Here is an 18,896-nt window from a genome sequence, read left to right on the forward strand (position 1 = left end):
CCGGTACAGGTCGTCGATTTCCACAGCTCCCCCTCATATCAACCGTATTTGCAGCATCGCCGCGAACCGCTGCCCCGGATCGTCGAGATCGATCTCCCCGACCTCGGCGACCCGCTTGAGCCGGTAGCGGAAGGTGTTCGGGTGCACGAAGGCGTTCGCCGACGCGGCGGTCACATCGCCGAAGGCGTCCAGCCAGCAGCGCAGGGTGAGCACGAGCTGCGCCTGATGGCGGGCGTCGTACTCGATCAGCCGCGCCACCGGTCCGGCGATGACGTCCCCGCGCGCGGCGGCGAGATCGGCCAGCTCCAGCAACAGGGCGTCGATGTGCACATCGTCCACAGTGGCCACTCGACGAGCACCACCGGCGAGCAGCACCCGCAGCGCCCGGTCCGCGCCCTCACGGGATCGCCGCAGGCCGGAGCCGTCGCTCGTCAGCGGCCCGATGCCGATCGCGGTCGCCACCCGCTGGCCGGTCCGGGCCAGGAAGTCCTCCGCGACGCGGATCGACCGCTCCCGGCAACTCTCCGGCTCCATCGGCACGATCGCGTAGGCGACCTCGCCCAGCAGCGCGACCGCCGACCGCGGCTGCACGGCGCTCAGGTGCATCGCCAGCGCGTCGGCGAGCCGCTGCCGTTCGGCGGCGCGGCGGACGTCGTCGTCGGACTCGGGCGTCAGCCCCATGGCCAGCACGATCGCCGACCGCCCCAGCAAACCCAGGCGGGCCAACGCTTCCTGCGCGGCCGGGCCGCCCTCCAGCGCCGTGCCGACGAGATCGGTGCGCAGCCGGCGCTCGACGTCCGCGCCGGCCCGCAGCCGAAGCAGGTGCAGGGCGACGAGTTTGGTGGCGTCGACGAACGCGCGGGATCTTTCCTCCCCGAGCGGCCCGGGAACGGCGGCCCAGATCGAGCCGAGGATCTCCTCGCCGGCCCGCACCGCCACGGCGACGCGCGGCAGCCCGACCTCGGTCTCCTGGTCGGCGAGGTCGATGTAGACGGGCTCACGGCCGCCGTACAGCCGGTCGAACACGCCGTTGCGCTCCAGGGCGCGGGTGAACCGCGCCGGCACCTGACGGCCCAGGATCGTCTCGACGCGGGACTCGTCGGCCTCGTCCTGACGGCCGGAGAACGCCAGCACCCGCGACGCCGGGTCCTCGATCGTCACCGGCGCGTCCAGCAGCGCCGCCACCGCGTTGGCCAGCGCGAACAGGTCACCGGAGGGCATGCCGCCGAGGGTCTCCGACGTTCCGGCGCCGATGTCGCCCTCCGCCAGCAACGTCCGGAGCAGCGCGGCGAGCTGCGCCCACGACGCGCCCTCGGCCAGGCCCAGCAGGGCGACCCCGGACCGCTCGGCCGCCCGCCGGACCAAGGGCGTGCGCTCCTGCGGCAGCCGCACGACCAGGGCCTTCGCGCCGCGACGGCCGTACTCGACCAGCAGGTCGGACACGTCCCGGACACCGACGCCCAGCACCACGGCCTGCTCGGGGAAGGCCGAGGTGTCCTGCGGATCGTGGATGACAACCGCACCGACCTGCTGCTTCTTGACGCCGGCGAGCGGCTCCAGCAGCACGCTCCCGAGAGCGTCGAGCACACGGCCGAGGCTGGTGGGCATCCCTCGACGGTAACGGTTCCGCGTCGCCCGCCGTTAGTGCAGTTCGACGAATCACCCCGCCGAATCGGTCGGAATCCACGAACGGCCTACCGTCACCTCCGCGAGGCGCTCCGGCAGCGGCGTCACCCCGATGCCGGGCCCGTTCGGCACCTCGATCCGGCCGTTGACCAGCACAAACGTCTCGGTGATGTCCTGTCGGTAGTACCGGTCCGAGGCGGAGGTGTCGCCCGGCAGCGTGAACCCCGGCAGCGCCGCCAGCGCGATGTTGGCGGCGCGACCGACGCCGGTTTCGAGCATGCCGCCGCACCAGACGGGGACACCATGCGCGGCGCAGACGTCGTGCACCCGGCGGGCCTCCAGGTAGCCGCCGACGCGGCCGGGCTTGATGTTGACGATCCGGCACGCGCCGAGGGTGATCGCGTCGGCCGCCGCCCGGGCGGAGACGATCGACTCGTCCAGGCAGATCGGGGTGCGGAGGTGTTTGGCCAGCTCGGCGTGCCCGAGCACGTCCTCCTCGGGCAGCGGCTGCTCGATCAGCAGCAGGTCGAACGGGTCGAGGCGGGCCAGCCGGGCGGTGTCGGCCAGCGTGTAGGCGGTGTTCGCGTCGACCTGGAGCAGCACGTCGTCGCCGAAGCGCTCGCGCACGGCCCGCACCGGCGCCACGTCCCAGCCGGGCTCGATCTTGAGCTTGATCCGCAGGTAGCCGGCGTCGAGGTAGCCGCCGACAGCGTCGAGCAGCTGCGGAACGGAATCCATTATGCCGACGGAAACCCCGCACGGCACGGAGTCCACCGTGGACCCGAGCGCGGTGGCCAGTGGCATCTCGTGCGTGCGCAGCTCCGCGTCGAGGACCGCCATCTCCAGCGCGGCCTTGGCCATCCGGTGCCCCTTGAACCGCTCCAGCAGCGGCCCGACCGCGTGCGCGGTGACGTCACCGGCGGTCAGTAGCGTGGGGATCAGGTAGTTCCGGAGCACATGGGCGACGCCGTCGACGTACTCCGAGGAGTACACCGGGTCGACCAGCGCGCCGCATTCGCCCCAGCCCTCCGCATCCGCCGTCACCACGCGCACCAGCAGCAGCTCGCGTGTCTCCTGCGTGCCGAAGGACGTCCGGAACGGCGACACCAGCGGCATCCGCAGCCGGAGCAGTTCAACGCCAGCGATCTTCACTTCCGCTCCCTCACGATCAGGTACCAGCCGGCCCGGTCGAATCCGACGACCTCGCCGTCAACCATCAGCCCCTGCAACACTTCCCGCAGCGCGACCCGCCACGAGCGGGCCAGCGCCGGATCGGTTCGGCGCAGCGCCTCGATGTCCGGCGGCACGGCGACGCGCAGCACCGATCCGTCCACGCCGCCGGCGACCGGTCCCCCGTCGTCGCCGACCGACAGAGCCGTTGTGGCGCCGGCCGGTTCGATGGTCCTCTGTGGAGTGTTGAGGTCCCAGGCGACCAGCAGCCGGTCCGTCTCGTCGGATCCGTTGATGCTGTCATTCATCCGCCCGTAGAAGTCGGGGATGTACGACACGGGCCGCGCGCCGAGCTTGGTCAGGTTGAAGTGGCCGTTGCGCCGCACCAGGGGGTCGTACGTCCAGGAGATCGTGCCCAGGCCCCGGTCCAGCGCCCACCGTCGCTGGTGCTGCTTGAGCGCGTACCCGACGCCGCGGCCGAGCCCGTGCGAGGCGACGCCCGCGATGTGGCTGTGCAGCCCGGTTTCGCCGAGGAAGCCGAAACAGGCGCCGAGCAGCTTGTCCGCCTCGTACGCGCCGGCGATGTAGTTGCCGGCCACCGCCATCGCCCGCAGCAGCTCCACCGACACGGGCTTGCCGCCCCAGATGGAATCGAAGAGCCGGGCGACGGCCGCCAGGTCGGCGACCTCGCCCAGCTCGCGGATCTCCAGTTCCGTCACGGGGACCATCATTTCCGGCCGAGGCCGGCAGTTGTTCGTGGTCCCGCACGAAAAGCGGGTAGCTAGTTCGTCAGCGCCGACCGCACCAGGGCGGTCAGCAGCGCCGTCCGCCGCGGGATCTCCTCGACGATCACGTGCTCGTGGTCGGCGTGCGCCCCGTCGCCGACCGCGCCGAGGCCGTCGAGCGTCGGAACTCCCACGCCCGCCGTGAAGTTGCCGTCCGACGCGCCGCCGACGGCGGTCTCCTCGAGCGCGTCCAGACCGAGGTCGAGCGCCAGCTTCGAGGCCAACTGGAACAGCGCCGAGGACGAGGCCGTGTCCAGCGGCGGGCGGTTGATGCCGCCCTCGATCCGTACCCGCGCGCCGTCGAGCACCGGCCGCAGCTCCCGGATGGCCCGGTCGACCCGTTGCTGCTCGGCGGTTTCCCAGGCCCGCACGTCGACCGCGACGACCGCGGCGCCCGGCACGGTGTTGGACGTCGTGCCGCCGCTCAGAACCGTTGGCACGACGGAGGTTCCGGCGGCTGGATCGCCCAGCGCCGTCACGGCGAGGATCTGGTGCGCCAGCTCGACGCCGGCGTTGATGCCCTTCTCCGGCTCCAACCCGGCGTGCGAGGCCCGACCCTCGACGACGATGCGGTACATGGAGGTGCCCTTGCGGCGGGTCTTCACCGCGCCGCCCGGCCCCGACGCCTCCAGCACGAATGCCGCCTCGCAGCCCCGCGCCTCCTCCTCGATCAGGGCGCGGGACGTGGGCGAACCCAGCTCCTCGTCGCCGGTGATCAGGATCGACAGCCCGCCGCGGTCCTCCTGCGCCGCCGCGGCGTGCAGGGCCATCACGACGCCGGTCTTCATGTCGAAACAGCCCGGCCCGCGCATGATCCCGTCCTTGACGGTGAAGGGATGCGTGGCCAGCGACCCGTGCGGCCAGACCGTGTCGTGGTGCCCGAGCAGCAAGACCCTTGGCGCGTCACCAAATCGCCACCGCAGGTGTGTGCAGCCGTCGATCACGATCCGTTCCGGCTCCGCGTCGAGCAGCCGGCGGCCGAGCTCCGCAACCACCTCGGCGCTGCGCGCCACCGCATCGTGATCGGAGGACGGCGACTCGCACCGGATCAGCTGTTCGATGTCGGCCAGGAAATCCGTCAACGCACCTCACCCCTCAGCGGCCGGCCCGGCAACGCGTCCGGACGCAGCTCTCCTTCTCGGACAACGGGAATCCCACCGACGTAGAGGTGCCGAACACCGACCGACGGGCGGGTCGGCTCGGCGTAGGTCGCGGCGTCGGTGATCGCCTCCGGGTCCAGCACCACGATGTCGGCGTCCGCGCCGACCTCCAGCCGGCCCTTCGAGCGGGCGCCGGGGGCGCAGTCGTCCAGGATCCGGGCCGGCAGGTACGAGCAGCGCCGGAACGCCTCCAGCCAGGTCCAGGTCCCGGTCTCCCGCACCATCAGCCGGAGCGTCTTGGCGAAGGTGCCGGCCGTGCGCGGATGCGTGGCCCCGCCCGGCGGCAGCGGCCACTCGGTGTTCTCGTAGCTGCCGTCCGGCCAGAACACCGGCATCGCGTCGCTGGCCACCACGGAGTCCGGAAAGGACAGTGCCCGGTGCAGCTTGGCCCGGTCGGCGTCGTCGTTCTCGTCCAGGAATTCCAGCAGGCACGGCGCTCCCGGGTCGCGCTCACGCAGCTCCAGCAGGCGCTTCTCGTCGGCGACCCGCTCGCCGGTCTCGAGCAGGATCACCCTGGCCGGGTTGAGGCCCTTCATGCGCAGCCGCTCCGGGCTGATGAACGCCGCCCCGATCGCGGTGCTGCCCGCGCCGTACGGGTAGGCCTCGACCGTCACCCGCGAACCCGCCCGCCGCGCCTGGTCGAACGCCGCGAGGACGCGGTCGATGTGGTAGCCCGAGGTGCTGTTGACGTGGCAGTGGTGCATCGCCGCGCCGGTCTCCGCCGCCGCGCGGAACACCTCCTCCGCGCCGTCCACCGGCGTCGCCGGGTCCACCTCCACCAGCTCGCGGACGTGCGTGAACGTCGGCACCCCGGCCTTCGCCGCCAACTCCGCCACGGCCCGGTACTCCGCCGGATCCGACGCCGGGGCGTAGCCCATCAGCACGCCGATGCCCAGCCCGCCGGCGGCCAGACCCCGTTCCAGCAGCCCCAGCCACGCCGTCAGCTCCGCCTTGCTGGACGTCCGCTGCCAGGCGGGATTGCCCAGCATCGCCAGCCCGATCCGGCCGTCCGCCGGGTCGCCGAGCAGGACCTGCGCCCGCGCCGCGCCCCAGGACGCCGAGAACCCGTAGTTCAGCGGCCGGCCCTGCTCGGCCGCGTGCGCGTAGGCCAGCTCGATCGGCAGCAGCCCCGCCTCCAGGTCCAGGGAGGTCGTCACGCCGTCCATCGCCTGGAGCCGCTGACCGGCGATCGAGTGCACGTGGCTGTGCAGGTCCACGAAGCCCGGGCCCACCACGAGGCCGCTGACGTCCACCACCTCGGACGCTTCCAGCCGGGAGCCGATCGCCGCCACCTTGCCGTCGTCCACCAGCACATCCGCGGTGCCGTCGAACCCCGTGGCCGGGTCCACCACCCGCCCGCCGCGCAGCAGCGTCCGCATGCGTCGCCTCCCTCGCTCCCCCGTCGACCCTAGGCCGACCCGAACCCGGTCGCCTCGTCGTCGCCGACGAACCCGTGCGGAAGTTTCCGTACGCCTACCCGGTGACGATGGTGTGCAGGGACTCCCGGAACGCCCGGCCATCGGCCTCGGACAGCGACGACAGGAACTCCCGCTCGGCCGCCTCGGCGGCGGCGGTGGCCTTGCGCACGGTCTCGTGGCCGACCTCGGTCAGCTCGACGACGTTGCGGCGGCGGTCCTCCGCGTGCGGATGGCGGGCGACGAGTCCCTTGCCCTCCAACGTGTCCAGCAGGGCGACCATCGTCGTACGGTCGATGCCGAGGCGCTGCGCGGCCTGCTGCTGCGAGCCGGGCTCGCGGCCGACGAGCACGTTGAGCACGCCGAGCTCCCGGCCGGTGAGGCCGAGCGGCCCCAGCGCGGCCTCGGTCAGCTCGGCCATCCGCTGCTGGGCGTGCTTGAGCAGGTAGCCCAGCCGCCGGGTCACCACGGGTCCGGGCCCCTCGTCACTCGACACCCCCGAATTCTATCGCTACGCTGATTGTCAGTACCACTGACGATCAGCCCAACGAACAGATTTGAGGTAGTGATGATCCTGATCACCGGCGGCCTCGGCTTCATCGGCACCCACACCGCACGGGCGCTGGTCGAGCTGGGCCACCCCGTCGTGCTGGCCCAGCGGCGGCAGGCGACGGCACCGTTGGAGGCGGTCACCGAGCGCGTCGACCTGACCGATCTGGACGCGTTGCGGGGCGTCGGCGACCGGCACGAGATCACCGGCATCGTGCACCTGGCGGGCTCGATGCCCTGGCCGCCGTCCGATGACGAACCCATCGAGGCGGCGCGGCGGGCGCTCGGCAGCCTGTTCAACGTGCTCCAGGCGGCGCAGGACTGGGGCGTGAAACGGGTCGGCATCGCCAGCACGATCGGCGTGTACGGCGGGGTGGACAGCGACACGCCCTTCACCGAGGACATGCCGCTGCCGATGACGTCCGGCCACCTGATCCCGGCGTTCAAGAAGATCGGCGAGCTGCTCACCGACCACCTCGCCGGCGCCACCGGCATGGACGTCGTGAACTACCGGATCGGCGCGATCTGGGGCCCGCTCGGCCACACCTCGGAGCGGTTCTTCGCCGCCCCCAAGCTGATCCACGCCGCCAACAGCGGCGAGCCGGCCACCGCGCGGGCCGACGACGCCCTCGACCTGTGCTACGTCAAGGACTGCGGCCGGGGCATCGCGCTGCTCCAGACCGCCGACACGCTCGCGCACCGCACGTACAACGTGAGTTCCGGCCGGTCGACCAGCAACGCCGAGGTGGTCGCGGCGGTCAGGAAGATCGTCCCGGATGCTCGGATCGACCTGACCGCCGACGGCACGGCGATGCCGCACCTCGACATCACCCGCCTGCGCGAGGACACCGGCTACGAGCCGGCGTACGACACGGAACGCGCCGTCGCCGACTACCTCAGCTGGCTGCGGGCGGGCAATCCGGCCTGACGAAGAACGTGAAGTCCTGGCGGGCCCTGGCATCCACGTCCATCGGCAGCTGGACACGGCCGGCGGCGACCATGTTCCGCACAACGTTGCGGCTCAGGCCGAAACCGGCCGTGAGCAGCTTGATCACCCGCACGGGCGCCGGCAGCTCGAACCGGACGACGACCTCCAGCGGCGCGGGATCCTCGCCGTCGAGCTCGTAGAACGGCAGGTCGGTCTCCAGCTCCCAGGTGCCGGCCCAGTCGAGCCGGTACGCGGACTTGCCGGCCAGCGCCGTGTCCATGGCCAGCTCGCGGACCATCGCCGGATCGTTCTTCTCGAACCGCACCAGCCGCTCGTGGTCGAGCGTCCGCACGTGGATGCGCTCGTTGAGCGGGATCTTCGAGGTGCGGCCGCACAGTTCGCAGCCGATGAGCAGCCACACGTCGAGCAGCTTGCCACTGGCGTTGACGCGGAACTTCCCGGTGGGGCGGTGGCGGGAGTGCCCGCACACGCATCCCTTGAGGATGGTGGGCAGGCCGAGTTCCTTGACCACCCACAGGGCCTTCCGGTCGACGTCTGCGGGCACACGGGTAGTACGAGATGAGCTCATGGGTATCCCAGGGTTCGTGGGCAAGGGTCAGTGACGGCCGGCGTCCGAGAGCGGAACGCGCCGGTGCGCGCGACGGCACACGGCCCGTCGCGTAAGGGAGAAGCCACTGATCACACGAACATGAGCCGCATCATGGTCAGCCGGGCGGCCGCCGGGCAACCGATTTTCCGGCGGCCGCTCAGCTTGTTCTTCAACCCGTGTGGGCTTGGTGTTCGGCCATGGTGAGGTCGCGTTTGACGGTCTTGGACGTCGACCAGCACGACTTCCGGTTGGAACGCCGCGGCGCCTCGGTGTCTGTCGAGGCGAAGTCGACGGCGCCATAGAACGCCACACCGCCTGGTAGGTCCTGTCCTGCGGACCCGCCCCTCGGGGTGCTTCGCGTCAATGTCGCAACGACGCCTTGCCGCGGCCGTGTCCGAGTGATAGGTGGTAGTCGAGGTCGAACGATCGAGTCGTCGGCGGCGACCCCGTCTGCTGCCGTGGGGGCGGGGGTGCGATGACACGGCGCCAGATGAGTGCGTATGCGACGCACTGGATGACCGGACTCCTTGTCAGCGTCGTGCTGGTGGCCGCGGTGACCAGCGTCGTCAAGCTGCTTGAGCCGATCATTCCCCCGCTGAACCTGCTCACGCTCTATATGCCCGTGGTGGTGCCGGTTGCCCTGGTGTGGGGGACCAGAATGGCGGTGGCCACGACGCTGCTGTGCGTCGCGACCTACTTCTACCTGTTCGTTTCCCCCGAATACACGCTGGAGATCGACGACTGGCGAAGCACTGTGGCGTTGGGTGTCTTCCTTGTCACGTCGGTGGTCGTGGCGGCGGTGGCGGTGGGTGAGCTGGCGGCGCGGATGCGGCGTGCGACGATCGAATCCGCATCGTTGGCGGAGGAGCAGTCCGCATTGCGGCGTGTCGCGACCCTGGTCGCACAGTCGGTTCCGCCATCGATGGTTTTCGACGCGGTCACGCGCGAAGTCGGCCTGCTGTGCAAAGCGGATCTCGCACGCATGGAGCGCTATGAGGCGGACGACACCGCGACGGGCATCGCCACCTGGAGCAGGGCGCCGGGCCGTTGCCTGGCCGTGGGCACGCGGTTCAGGCTCGATGGGGTGGGAGTCGCCTGCGGCATCCGGCAATCCGGTGCCCCCGTCCGGGTCGACAGCTATGCGAGCGCGGCGGGCGCGATCGCTCAGGAGGCGCGCACGCTGGGTATCCGCTCGTCCGTTGGTTGTCCGATCGTGGTAGCCGGCCGCCTGTGGGGCGCGATCGCCGCCTCGACGAAAGGCGATGTGCGCTTCCCCGTGGACACTGAGTCGCAGATCGCCCGCTTCACCGAGCTTGTCGCCACCGCGGTCGAGAACGCCGAGGCCCGTGCGGAGCTGATGGCTTCCCGCGCCCGCATCGCCGCCGCGTCCGACCAAACGCGCCGAAGCATCGAACGCGACCTGCACGACGGCGTTCAGCAGCGTCTGGTCTCGTTGGCGCTGCAACTTCGTACAGCGCAGGCAACCTTGCCGCCCGCGCTGGAGGGACTCGACGGCGAGCTTGACAGCGTTGCCGCCGGACTCGTGGACGCGATAGACGAACTACGTGAGATGGCACGTGGCATCCACCCCGCAGTCCTCGCTGAAGGCGGTCTCACGCCGGCGCTCAAAGCGCTCGCTCGGCGCTCGCGCATCCCTGTCGACCTCCACGTGCACATCGGGCGACTGCCGGAGCAGATTGAGGTCAACGCGTACTACGTCGTGTCCGAAGCGCTGACGAACGTAGCCAAGCACGCGCACGCCTCCACCGTCGACGTCACCGTCAAGATCGCCGGCGAAGTACTTCACGTCGCGGTTCGCGATGACGGCATCGGTGGTGTCGACTTCACCGGTGGCACCGGCCTACTCGGCCTGAAAGACCGCGTGGAAGCCCTCGAGGGCCGAATCCACATCGAAAGCCTACGCGGGGCAGGGACGGCACTCTACGCTGAGTTACCGCTCAGTGACACCGGCCGCATCACGTCCAGCTGAGCACCGTGGCCGAACATCAAGCCCACCCGGGAAAACGAGCTCAGGCGACGACCGCGAAGGCGATCGCACAGGCCACGTAGGCCGCGCAACCCCAAGCGACGACGCGGAAACGGGTCGCCGCCGTCCAGCGGGTGAAGCCCACCAGCCAGGCGAAGACGGGAAGCACGAGAATCCCCTGCATCGCCGCCGCATGCGCGGGCACGAGCACGACGGCGGCGTCGTAGGCGGCGCTGAGCGACACCGTACGGGCCATGGTCGTGCCGATGGCGATCATCACAGCGCCCACGGCGAGCGCCACCAGCAGGCTGACGAATCCCACCCGCAGCGCCAGCCGGAGCTCCGGTGAGGCCGACGAGTGCCGGAAAGAGGCCCGCAGCAACACCACCGTCGAGGCGATGATCACCGCGCCGCCACCGGCGGCGCTGAAGGCGAAAGCGGCGTCCACCGGCGTCGTCGTGTTGAAATGCGACGGCACACCCCGCCAGGCCTGCACGGAGATCGCGACAACCTCGACCACCGACGCGGCGCCGAACGCCGTCAACACGACACGGCGAACGCGTTCCGACAACGGCAGGAACCCGCTGGCCCACGTCACGGCGAGCAGCGTGAGGCCGAAGGCGACGCCGAAGTCGGCCGGCTTGCGCCACGACACCGGCCCGTCCCACGGCCCGCCGACGACCAGCTGCACGCCGACGTGGAACAGGCCGCTGGCGAACAGCAGGGCCGCCACCAGGTAGCACGCCCGGTCGATGGACCGGGTGGCCGGCAGGCGGGTCGCGAGAGTCGTCACCCGACTGACGGTAGGCCGCGACCGGCCGGCAGACATCGCACGACCGACGTACCTGCGGCCTACGCGATCCGACGTACGCGACTATTCTGGCCGCGCCAGATGCACGACGGCTGGACGGAGCGCCGCATGGACAGCGACGAATTCGACCGCGACGAGTTCGACGACGACGCGTTCGAGCAGCTCGACGCCCAGGACACGCTGGACGACGGGCCCGCCGACCCGCTGGACGAGGGCTACTCGCCGGTGGAGAAGCCGTGGGTCCTCGACGACTGGGGCACCACGCCGCGCGAGCAGGCCGACGGGCAGACCCTCGACGACCGGCTGGCCCGCGAGCTGCCCGACTTCGCCGCCGAGGACGACGACGAGCTCGGCGACCAGGAGGGTTCCGACGGCGAGCTGCGCGACTTCGAGGTCGGCGACGAGCGCGCCGGCCGCCTGGTCAGCGAGTCCTACGTCGCCTCCGACGCGGCCAGCGTGGGCGGCGACGAGTGGGACGCGGACCTGCTCGGCGTGGACGTCGGCATCGACGGGGCCGGCGCGTCGGCCGAGGAGGCCGCGGTGCACATCATCCGGGACGACCAGTACTGAGCGCGCCGAGGCTGAGCATGGCGGCGGCGATCCGCGCGGTGTCGCCGATGGTCCGCCACAGGCGCAGCGCGCGGTCGTAGTGCCGCCGGGCCGCGCCCGGCTGGTCCAGTGCCGCGTTGAGGTCGGCCAGCAGCCGCCAGCACTCGGCCTCGTCCCGGCGGTCGCCGTGCCGGTGGAAGACGCCGGCGGCGGACTCGAGCGCCTCCGTGGCGACCTGCCGGCTGTGCCGCCGGGCATGCACGCGGCCGATCTCGAGCAACGTGTAGCCGGCGCAGCGCTCGTCCGACAGCTCGACGAAGGCGTCCAACGCCTGGGCGAGGCAGGCCAGCGCGGCGCCCGGGTTGCCGCGCTGGTCGTGCAGGGAACTCATACGGCGCAGCACGACGGCGATCCGGTGCCGGTCGCCCAGCGCCCGCGCCAGCCGCAGCGCCTCCTCGAACCACTCGGCGGCCTCGTCCAACTCCCCGCGTGCCAACAACATCGAGGCGATGGACGACCGCAGCTGCGCCTCCAGGTGCCGGTCCCGCTCGCCGACCACGATCAGCAGCGCCTGCCGGACCTGGCTCAGCGCCTCGTCGTGACGGCCCTGTTCCCGGCTCACCGTGCCCAGCATGGACAGCGCCAGGGCGCCGCCGAGCTTGTCGCCGGTGAGCTGGCACAGAGCGCGTGCGGCCTCGATGTCCCGCACGGCGTCGTCGAAGTCGTCACGGTAGATGTGCACCTGGCCGAGCGCCCGCAGCAGCACGGATTCCCCGCGCAGGTTGTTCGCCGCGCGTACGGCCTCCAGCGCGATGTGGTGCCCGAGCTTCCAGTCCTCGTGCAGGCAACGGTGGTCGTAGTAGGTCACGGCGCTCGCGGCGAGCTCCCAGGCCGGCTCGTCCAGCCCCCAGTCGGCGGCCAGCCGGACGGCGCCGAGCAGCGTGTCCCGTTCGGCGTCGAACCACGCGAACGGGTCGGCGACGAGCCGCGGCGTCTCCGGCGGCGTCCACCGCAGCGCCGTGCCGGGGGCCAGCGACAGCAGGCCGGCCGGCATCAGGTCGGTGGCGTGCTCGGCCAGCGACAGCCAGCCGCCCAGCACACGGGCGATCGCGTCCCGGCGCTCCGGATACGGTATGCGGTCGACGGATTCCCTGGCGTAGGCGCGAATCAGGTCGTGCAGCCGGTAGCGCGGCTGGCCGATCGCGTCGGTGGTGGTCAGGCGCAGCAGGCTGGCGTCGACGAGCGTGTCCAGCACGGCCTCGGCGTCCGGCCGGTCGAGCAGCGCACCCACCACCCAGCCCGGAAGCGTATGCGCGCCAAGGAGTCCGAGCAGGCTCAGCGCCCGCGCCGCGTCCGGCGGCAGCAGTCGCATGCTCAGTTCCACGCTGGCGCGCACGCCCAGCTGCCCGATCCGCAGCTCGGTCAGCCGCCGGGACTCGTCGGCCAGCCGCTCCCGCAGCACCCGCAGAGACCACGCCGGCCGGCCCGCCAGCCGGGCCCCGGCGATGCGGATGGCCAGCGGCAGATTGCCGCAGCTGTCCAGGATCGCCGCCGCCTCACCGGGTTCGGCGGCGACGCGTTCCCCGCCGACGATGCCGGTGAACAGCTCGTACGCCTCGGCGTGGTCGAGCACGTCCAGGTCGATCTGCCGGGCGCCGGGCAGCTCGGTGAGCAGGGCGCGGCTGGTGATCAGCACCGCGCAGCCGCCGGCCGCCGGCAGCAGCGGCAGCACCTGCTCGGCGGCGCCGGCGTCCTCCAGCACCACCAGCATGCGCCGGTCGGCCAGCAGCGACCGGTACAGCGCGGCCCGCTCGGTGAGCCTGGGCGGGATCGCGTTGCCGGCAACGGAAAGCGCACGCAGCGCGTCGGCGAGCAACTGCGCCGGCTGCTGCGGCGTGTCCGAGGTGGCCGCGAGGTCGAAGTACAGCTGGCCGTCCGGGAACGACTCGCTGACCAGATGCGCGGCCCGTACGACCAGGCTGGACTTGCCGACACCCGGACCGCCGGCGACGGCCACGACGCTCGGCGTGCGGGCGACCAGAGCCGTCGTCACCTCGGCCACCTGCTCGACCCGGCCGACGAAGTCCAGGACCGGCAACGGAAGCTGGCGCACCGGCAGCGGCGCCGCGGTCGCTTCCACCGGCTCCGACCCGGGTTCCAACTCCGGATCGCCGCGCAGGATCAGCTCGTAGCAGCGGCGCAGCCGCGCGCCCGGGTCGATGCCCAGCTCGTCGGCCAACACCGTGCGCACGGTGTCGAACACCGCCAGCGCCTCGGCCCGCCGCCCCTGCCGGTACAGCGCGATCATCTGCAACTCGCGCAGGCGTTCCCGGAACGGATACGTCTTGGTCAGCCGGGCCAGATCCGCGGCCGCCGCGTCGTGTTGCCCGCGCGCCAGGGTGATCTCCGCCAGGTCCTCCAGCGCGGCGATCCGCAGCTCGTCCAGCCGCGCCCGCTCGGTGTCGGCGGCCTCGGCGTCGAAACCGTCGTACGCGGGACCGCGCCACAGCGCCAGCGCCTCCCGTAGACACGCCTGCGCCGCAACGAGTTCGCCGTCGGCGAACTGGGACCGGGCGGTCTCCACCAGCTCCCCGAACCGGGCGCTGTCCAGCTGACCGGTCGACAGCCGCAGCCGGTAACCGCCGGCCAGCGGCGCCAGCTCCGGTCCTTCGTCCCCGAACGATCGGCGCAGCTCGCCGACGTACTTCTGCAACAGGTTCAGGGCGCTGCGCGGCGGATCGCCCGCCCACACCAGGTCGATGATCCGATCCCGGTCCACCCGCTCGTTGACGTGCAGCAACAGCACCGCCAGCAGCCGCTGGTGCTTGGCCGAGCCGACACGCACTTCGTCCGAACCACGCCACGCCGCAACCGGTCCGAGAACCCCGAATCTCGGACCGCCCCCCGACAGTTCCGTCATGTCGTCCCCTTCGACGCCGATCACGATACGGGGTCGATGACCTTCTTCCGTGGGATTTCAGTGGAACTGCCGTGTGACTGCAGCGGGCGGCGGCAGTGTCAGCGCTGGCCGGGGCGATCGCCCCGGCTCCGAGGGGAGAAACAATGTCCGTTTCCAAGAAGCTCGTCGGCGCGGCCATCGCGGCCGCCGCCGGCGTGGCCCTGCTGGCGCCCGCCACCGCGTTCGCCGGCACCAACGACAACACGTGCCTCAGCGGCGACAACTGCCTGTACTTCAACTCGAACTACCAGGGCGCGGTCGCCGGCTTCGAGTTCGCGGTCTACGACTTCGCCGGCTACAACTTCCGTGGCCCGGGCAACGGCGCCGGCCAGCCGGTGAAGAACAACGCCGCGTCCGACTACAACAACGACCCGAACTGCACCGTCTGGGTCTGGTACAACCACGGTTACCAGGGACCGGCCGACGCGATCGCGCCGCAGCGAGGCCTTCCGCAGCTGCAGCACACGTACAACCAGAACGCGTCGCAGTCGTGGACCTGCTGAACAGTTCGTCCGTCGCGTCGCCCGGAATCCCTTCCGGGCGGCGCGCCGCTCTCGCCATTGCCGGGCTGACCCTGCTGGCCGGATGCAGCAGCGCACCCGCGGTCGGCGACATTCCCACGCTGACGTCGACGGCCGGCATCCACCTGCCGATCGAGCAGTACATGCCCTCGTCGGCACAGGCCGCACGCGTGACCGACGCGCTCAGCACGCTCACCGCCCAGTGCATGCACCAGCACGGGTTCACGTACCCGGTCACGCGGGCGGTTGCCGGCATCGGCGTCCTCGACCGCCGCTACGGCATCACCGACGCCGGCAACGGCTACCATCTGCCGGCGGGCCAACTGCCCTCCCCGCCACCCGTCGCCGCCCACTCACCGGCCGAACTCACCGCACTCACCGGCGATTCGCAGGGAAGGACCCGCCCGGGCGACCCCGCCGGCTGCCTCGGCGAGGCTCAGCACAAGCTCGATTCCGGCGGCGCGACCTATGGCACGTCACCGATCGCGCGCCAGGTCGACCACGACAGTTTCGACGCGTCCAAGGCCGATTCCCGGGTGCAGGCGGTGTTCGCACAGTGGTCGGCGTGCATGAAGGACGCCGGATATCGGGCCGATTCGCCGATGGACGTGCCGCCGGACTCGATGTCGGTCACCACGCCGAAACCGTCCGCGGCGGAGCTGGCGATGGCCACGGCGGACGTGGCCTGCAAGCGGCGGACCAACCTGGTCGGTGTCTGGTTCACCGTGGAGACCGCCTACCAGCGACAACTGATCGACCAGCACGCGGACGAGCTCGACCGGGCCCGCGCCGGGCTGGCCGCCGAGCTCAAGCTGGTCGACAGCGTGAACGGCGGGTGACTCCTGCCCGAAAACGACGCGGAACAATTCACGAACTGCCGGCCGCCGTCCGAATATCCACCCATCCGTTTCCACTTTCCCGGCTGCCGTTTTCCGGGCGCGACAATGACGTCGACAATGGGGAAACGAGTGGGCAGGTGACAATGAGACGACGAATGCCGGGGGTGCTCGCGGCGGTGGTGCTGCTGGCCACCGCCTGCGGCGGCGGGCCCGACCAGGGCACCACGATCAAATCGACCGAGTCCGTCACCGGGCACAACGACATCAATCCGCGGCCGGCGGCGGACATCAAGCCGGGCGGCGTCCTCCAGTGGCCGATCGACGCGCTGCCGGCCAACTGGAATCCCGACCAGCTCGACGGCGGTTTCGCCAACGGCGACTGGATGATCACCAACGCGCTGCTGCCGTGGCTGTTCACGGCCCGTGCCGACAACTCGCTGGCGCTGAACAAGGACTACCTGACCTCGGCCCAGCTCGTGTCGACGAACCCGCAGGTGGTCGAGTACAAGATCAACCCCAGGGCGCGGTGGTCCACCGGCCGGGCCATCTCGTGGGAGGACTTCCGCGCCGCCTGGCAGGCCTGCGACGGCCGGAACACCGCCTTCCAGTGCGCCAGCACCACCGGCCTGGAGAACATCGCCGGCGTCGAGCGCGGCGGCGACGACCAGGACGTGAAGGTCACCTTCGCGCGGCCGTTCGGCGAGTGGCAGAGCCTGTTCTCGCCGCTGACGCCCAAGGAGCTCAACGCCGACCCGGACACGTTCAACAAGGCCTGGGCCGACACCCAGCCGATCACCGCCGCCGCGTTCAAGATCGGCCGGATCGACGCGACCGGCAAGACAGTCACCCTGGTCGCGGACAGGTCGTGGTGGGGCAGCCAGGCGCACCTGGACCAGATCGTGTTCAAGGTCGTCGCGCGCGCCGCCGTGCCGGACGCGCTGGCCAGCGGCGCCATCGACTTCTACCGCATCGGCTCCACCGTCGACCTGTACAAACGGGCCCAGACGACCAAGGGCGTGACGATCCGGCAGGCCACCGAGGCGCAGTACAACCTGGTGGACTTCAACGGCGCGCCCGGCACGCCGCTGCGCGACCGGGCCACCCGGGTCGCGGTCGAGCAGGCGATCGACACCAGGGCCGTGGCCAGGGGCCTGATCGGGCAGATGGTTCCCGATCCCCAGCCGGTCGGCAACCACTTCTTCGCCCAGGGCGACCGGAACTACCGTGACAACTCGGGGCCGGTGAAGTACGACCCGGACGCGGCCCGCAAGAAGCTGGACGAGCTGGGGTACAAGCAGAGCGGCGAGTTCCGGGTCAAGGACGGCAAGGAGTTCGACCTGAACTTCGTGCTCCCGGCCGGCATCCCGCTCAGCACCTCCATCGGCGCCCTCGTGCAGTCGCAGCTCAAGGCCGCCGGCATCAACGCCAAGATCAACGCGGTGCCGCCGGCCGACTTCTTCCCGAACTACGTCAACCGCGGCGCGTACGACGTGATCAGCTACTCCTACCAGGGCCAGCCGCAGCCGCTGGCCGCCAGCAGATCAGCGTTCTACTACACGCCGGGCAATCTCCAGCAGAACCACAGCGCCGTCGGCAGCGACGAGCTCAACCGGCTGCTCGACGCGGCCGGCGCGGAAACCGACGACGCCAAGCGGATCGGGCTCGTCCAGCAGGCCGACGCCGAGATCTTCGCCGAGGGCGGCCTGCTGCCGCTCTACCAGGTGCCGGGCACGTATGCGGTGCGCGGCACGCTGGTCAACTTCGGCGCGTTCGGCTTCGCCCAGTTCCCGATCGACTACGCCGCAATAGGTTTCGCGAAGTTGACCTGATGCGGGGAAGGACGCCTCACCCTCGCTGAACGCGGGTGGGGCGTCCTTCCCAGCGTCAGCTGAAGTCCAGGTCGCCGACCCGGGTCCGCTTGAGCTCGAAGAACGTCGGGTAGCCGGCCAGCGCCACCGCGCCGTCGAAGATCTTGAGGGCGTCCTCGCCGCGCGGGATCGTGCTGAGCACCGGCCCGAAGAAGGCGACGCCGTCGATGTGGATGGTCGGCGTGCCGACGTCCATGCCCACCGGATCCATGCCCTCGTGGTGGCTCTTGCGCACGGCCTCGTCGAACTCCGTCGAATCGGCGGCCGCGTTGAGCTCCGCCGGCGCGCCGATCGCCTCCAGCGCGGCCGCGATCACCTCGCGCCGGTCCTTGTTGCCCTGGTTGTGGTATCGGACGCCGAACTCGGTGTAGTAGTCCCGCAGCGCCGCCTCGCCCCGCAGCTGCGCCAGGGCCGTCGCCACTCGGACCGCCCACCAGCCCTCGCCCAGCCGCGCCTTGTACTGCTCCGGCAGGTCCTCGCGACCGGTGTTCAGCACGGTCAGGCTCATCACGCGGAACGTCAGGTCGAGCTCGCGCTGCCGCTCGACCTCCAGGATCCAGCGCGAGGTGATCCACGCGAACGGGCAGATCGGATCGAAGTAGAAGTCGACCTTCGTGGCCGAGGCGTCAGGGCTCATGGGCCCAGCTTCCCAGCGGGGGTGTTCGGGCACCAGCTCGTCCAGATCGTGATCACGCACCCGCGCGGCGAGGAGCTCGATCGCCTGCGGCACGCCCGCCAACTGCTCGCACGCCCGCGCCACGACCCGGTGATCGGCGGCGAAGCCCGGCCGCGCGGCGGCGGCCCGGTCCAGGAACAGGCGGTGCGCGTCCGGCGGGCGCAGACCGTCCAGCGGCCACACGACTTCGCCGGCGACGCCCAGCGGTTTCCGCTCGTGGCAAGGATCCGCAGCCCGCCGCAGCGTGACAACAGGTCCGCCACGCCGGTCGCGCGCTCGCAGGTGCTGGGCAACACCGGCACGTCCGGCGTGTACACCTTGCAGAACGTCAACAGCGGCAAGTGCCTCGACGTGGAGAACGGCCGGACGAACGACTTCGCCGCGGTGGACCAGTACTCCTGCTACGCGGGACCGGTCCAGCAGTGGCGGCTCGCGGCCTGAGG

At 71.2% G+C, this 18,896-nt stretch carries 17 protein-coding genes; 7 read left to right on the forward strand and 10 right to left on the reverse strand.

Annotation, left to right across the window (positions count from 1 at the left end):
* Window positions 1–33: 33 nt before the first annotated feature.
* The 6 genes from BCF44_RS35290 to BCF44_RS35315 all read right to left on the reverse strand — a co-directional run bounded on the left by BCF44_RS35290 (window position 34) and on the right by BCF44_RS35315 (window position 6,652).
* Window positions 34–1,608 (reverse strand): PucR family transcriptional regulator, encoded by a 1,575-nt coding sequence (locus tag BCF44_RS35290; RefSeq protein ID WP_116178764.1) that lies wholly within the window; start codon window positions 1,606–1,608, stop codon window positions 34–36.
* Between the two features lie 51 nt (window positions 1,609–1,659).
* A complete protein-coding gene (gene menC, locus BCF44_RS35295) occupies window positions 1,660–2,778 on the reverse strand; it encodes an o-succinylbenzoate synthase (RefSeq protein WP_116178765.1) in 1,119 nt (372 codons plus the stop codon).
* The gene (locus BCF44_RS35300) at window positions 2,775–3,524 is read right to left on the reverse strand and encodes a GNAT family N-acetyltransferase (RefSeq protein WP_379801619.1); all 750 of its coding nucleotides are present in this window, start codon (window positions 3,522–3,524) and stop codon (window positions 2,775–2,777) included. The genes menC and BCF44_RS35300 overlap by 4 nt, the downstream gene beginning before the upstream one ends.
* 53 nt (window positions 3,525–3,577) lie before the next feature.
* Complete coding sequence (locus BCF44_RS35305; protein WP_116178767.1) at window positions 3,578–4,663, reverse strand: M20 family metallopeptidase; 1,086 nt, start codon at window positions 4,661–4,663, stop codon at window positions 3,578–3,580.
* Window positions 4,660–6,120: an amidohydrolase family protein gene (locus BCF44_RS35310; RefSeq protein WP_116178768.1), complete on the reverse strand. Its 1,461-nt coding sequence runs from the start codon at window positions 6,118–6,120 to the stop codon at window positions 4,660–4,662. Before BCF44_RS35310 ends, BCF44_RS35305 begins: the two co-directional genes overlap by 4 nt.
* Before the next feature lie 94 nt (window positions 6,121–6,214).
* The gene (locus BCF44_RS35315) at window positions 6,215–6,652 is read right to left on the reverse strand and encodes a MarR family winged helix-turn-helix transcriptional regulator (RefSeq protein ID WP_246015936.1); all 438 of its coding nucleotides are present in this window, start codon (window positions 6,650–6,652) and stop codon (window positions 6,215–6,217) included.
* 72 nt (window positions 6,653–6,724) lie between these two features.
* Between BCF44_RS35315 and BCF44_RS35320 the strand changes: the two genes are divergently transcribed.
* Window positions 6,725–7,633: an NAD-dependent epimerase/dehydratase family protein gene (locus tag BCF44_RS35320; protein WP_116178769.1), complete on the forward strand. Its 909-nt coding sequence runs from the start codon at window positions 6,725–6,727 to the stop codon at window positions 7,631–7,633.
* Here the strand turns inward: BCF44_RS35320 and BCF44_RS35325 are convergent.
* A complete protein-coding gene (locus tag BCF44_RS35325) occupies window positions 7,602–8,198 on the reverse strand; it encodes a DUF1062 domain-containing protein (protein WP_246015938.1) in 597 nt (198 codons plus the stop codon). The genes BCF44_RS35320 and BCF44_RS35325 overlap by 32 nt on opposite strands.
* Before the next feature lie 520 nt (window positions 8,199–8,718).
* On the opposite strand from BCF44_RS35325, the gene BCF44_RS35330 reads away from it, so the two are divergent.
* Window positions 8,719–10,233 (forward strand): sensor histidine kinase, encoded by a 1,515-nt coding sequence (locus tag BCF44_RS35330; RefSeq protein ID WP_116178771.1) that lies wholly within the window; start codon window positions 8,719–8,721, stop codon window positions 10,231–10,233.
* Window positions 10,234–10,273: 40 nt separating this feature from the next.
* Here the strand turns inward: BCF44_RS35330 and BCF44_RS35335 are convergent, their stop codons facing one another.
* On the reverse strand, window positions 10,274–11,023 hold the full coding sequence (locus BCF44_RS35335) for a hypothetical protein (RefSeq protein ID WP_116178772.1): 750 nt from the start codon (window positions 11,021–11,023) through the stop codon (window positions 10,274–10,276).
* Between the two features lie 126 nt (window positions 11,024–11,149).
* Between BCF44_RS35335 and BCF44_RS35340 the strand changes: the two genes are divergently transcribed.
* Window positions 11,150–11,611, forward strand: a complete 462-nt coding sequence (locus BCF44_RS35340; RefSeq protein ID WP_116178849.1) for a DUF5709 domain-containing protein — start codon at window positions 11,150–11,152, stop codon at window positions 11,609–11,611.
* Here the strand turns inward: BCF44_RS35340 and BCF44_RS35345 are convergent.
* Entirely contained in the window at window positions 11,589–14,435 is a 2,847-nt protein-coding gene (locus BCF44_RS35345) for an AfsR/SARP family transcriptional regulator (protein WP_170217911.1), read from the reverse strand. The two genes, BCF44_RS35340 and BCF44_RS35345, sit on opposite strands and share 23 nt — an antisense overlap.
* A 218-nt stretch (window positions 14,436–14,653) precedes the next feature.
* On the opposite strand from BCF44_RS35345, the gene BCF44_RS35350 reads away from it, so the two are divergent.
* The 3 genes from BCF44_RS35350 (at window position 14,654) to BCF44_RS55905 (ending at window position 17,738) form a co-directional block, all read left to right on the forward strand.
* Window positions 14,654–15,052 (forward strand): peptidase inhibitor family I36 protein, encoded by a 399-nt coding sequence (locus BCF44_RS35350; RefSeq protein ID WP_116178774.1) that lies wholly within the window; start codon window positions 14,654–14,656, stop codon window positions 15,050–15,052.
* Window positions 15,040–15,909: a hypothetical protein gene (locus BCF44_RS55900; RefSeq protein ID WP_170217912.1), complete on the forward strand. Its 870-nt coding sequence runs from the start codon at window positions 15,040–15,042 to the stop codon at window positions 15,907–15,909. The genes BCF44_RS35350 and BCF44_RS55900 overlap by 13 nt, the downstream gene beginning before the upstream one ends.
* 155 nt (window positions 15,910–16,064) lie before the next feature.
* Window positions 16,065–17,738: an ABC transporter family substrate-binding protein gene (locus tag BCF44_RS55905; protein ID WP_170217913.1), complete on the forward strand. Its 1,674-nt coding sequence runs from the start codon at window positions 16,065–16,067 to the stop codon at window positions 17,736–17,738.
* A 55-nt stretch (window positions 17,739–17,793) separates the two neighbouring features.
* Here the strand turns inward: BCF44_RS55905 and BCF44_RS35360 are convergent, their stop codons facing one another.
* Window positions 17,794–18,414, reverse strand: a complete 621-nt coding sequence (locus BCF44_RS35360) for a mycothiol-dependent nitroreductase Rv2466c family protein (RefSeq protein ID WP_116178776.1) — start codon at window positions 18,412–18,414, stop codon at window positions 17,794–17,796.
* A gap of 21 nt (window positions 18,415–18,435) precedes the next feature.
* Here BCF44_RS35360 and BCF44_RS35365 point away from each other — a divergent pair, with 21 nt between their 5' ends.
* Entirely contained in the window at window positions 18,436–18,894 is a 459-nt protein-coding gene (locus BCF44_RS35365) for an RICIN domain-containing protein (RefSeq protein WP_116178777.1), read from the forward strand.
* The last annotated feature ends 2 nt before the right edge of the window (window positions 18,895–18,896 follow it).

This window comes from Kutzneria buriramensis (assembly GCF_003387475.1).
GTDB classification, from domain to species: domain Bacteria; phylum Actinomycetota; class Actinomycetes; order Mycobacteriales; family Pseudonocardiaceae; genus Kutzneria; species Kutzneria buriramensis.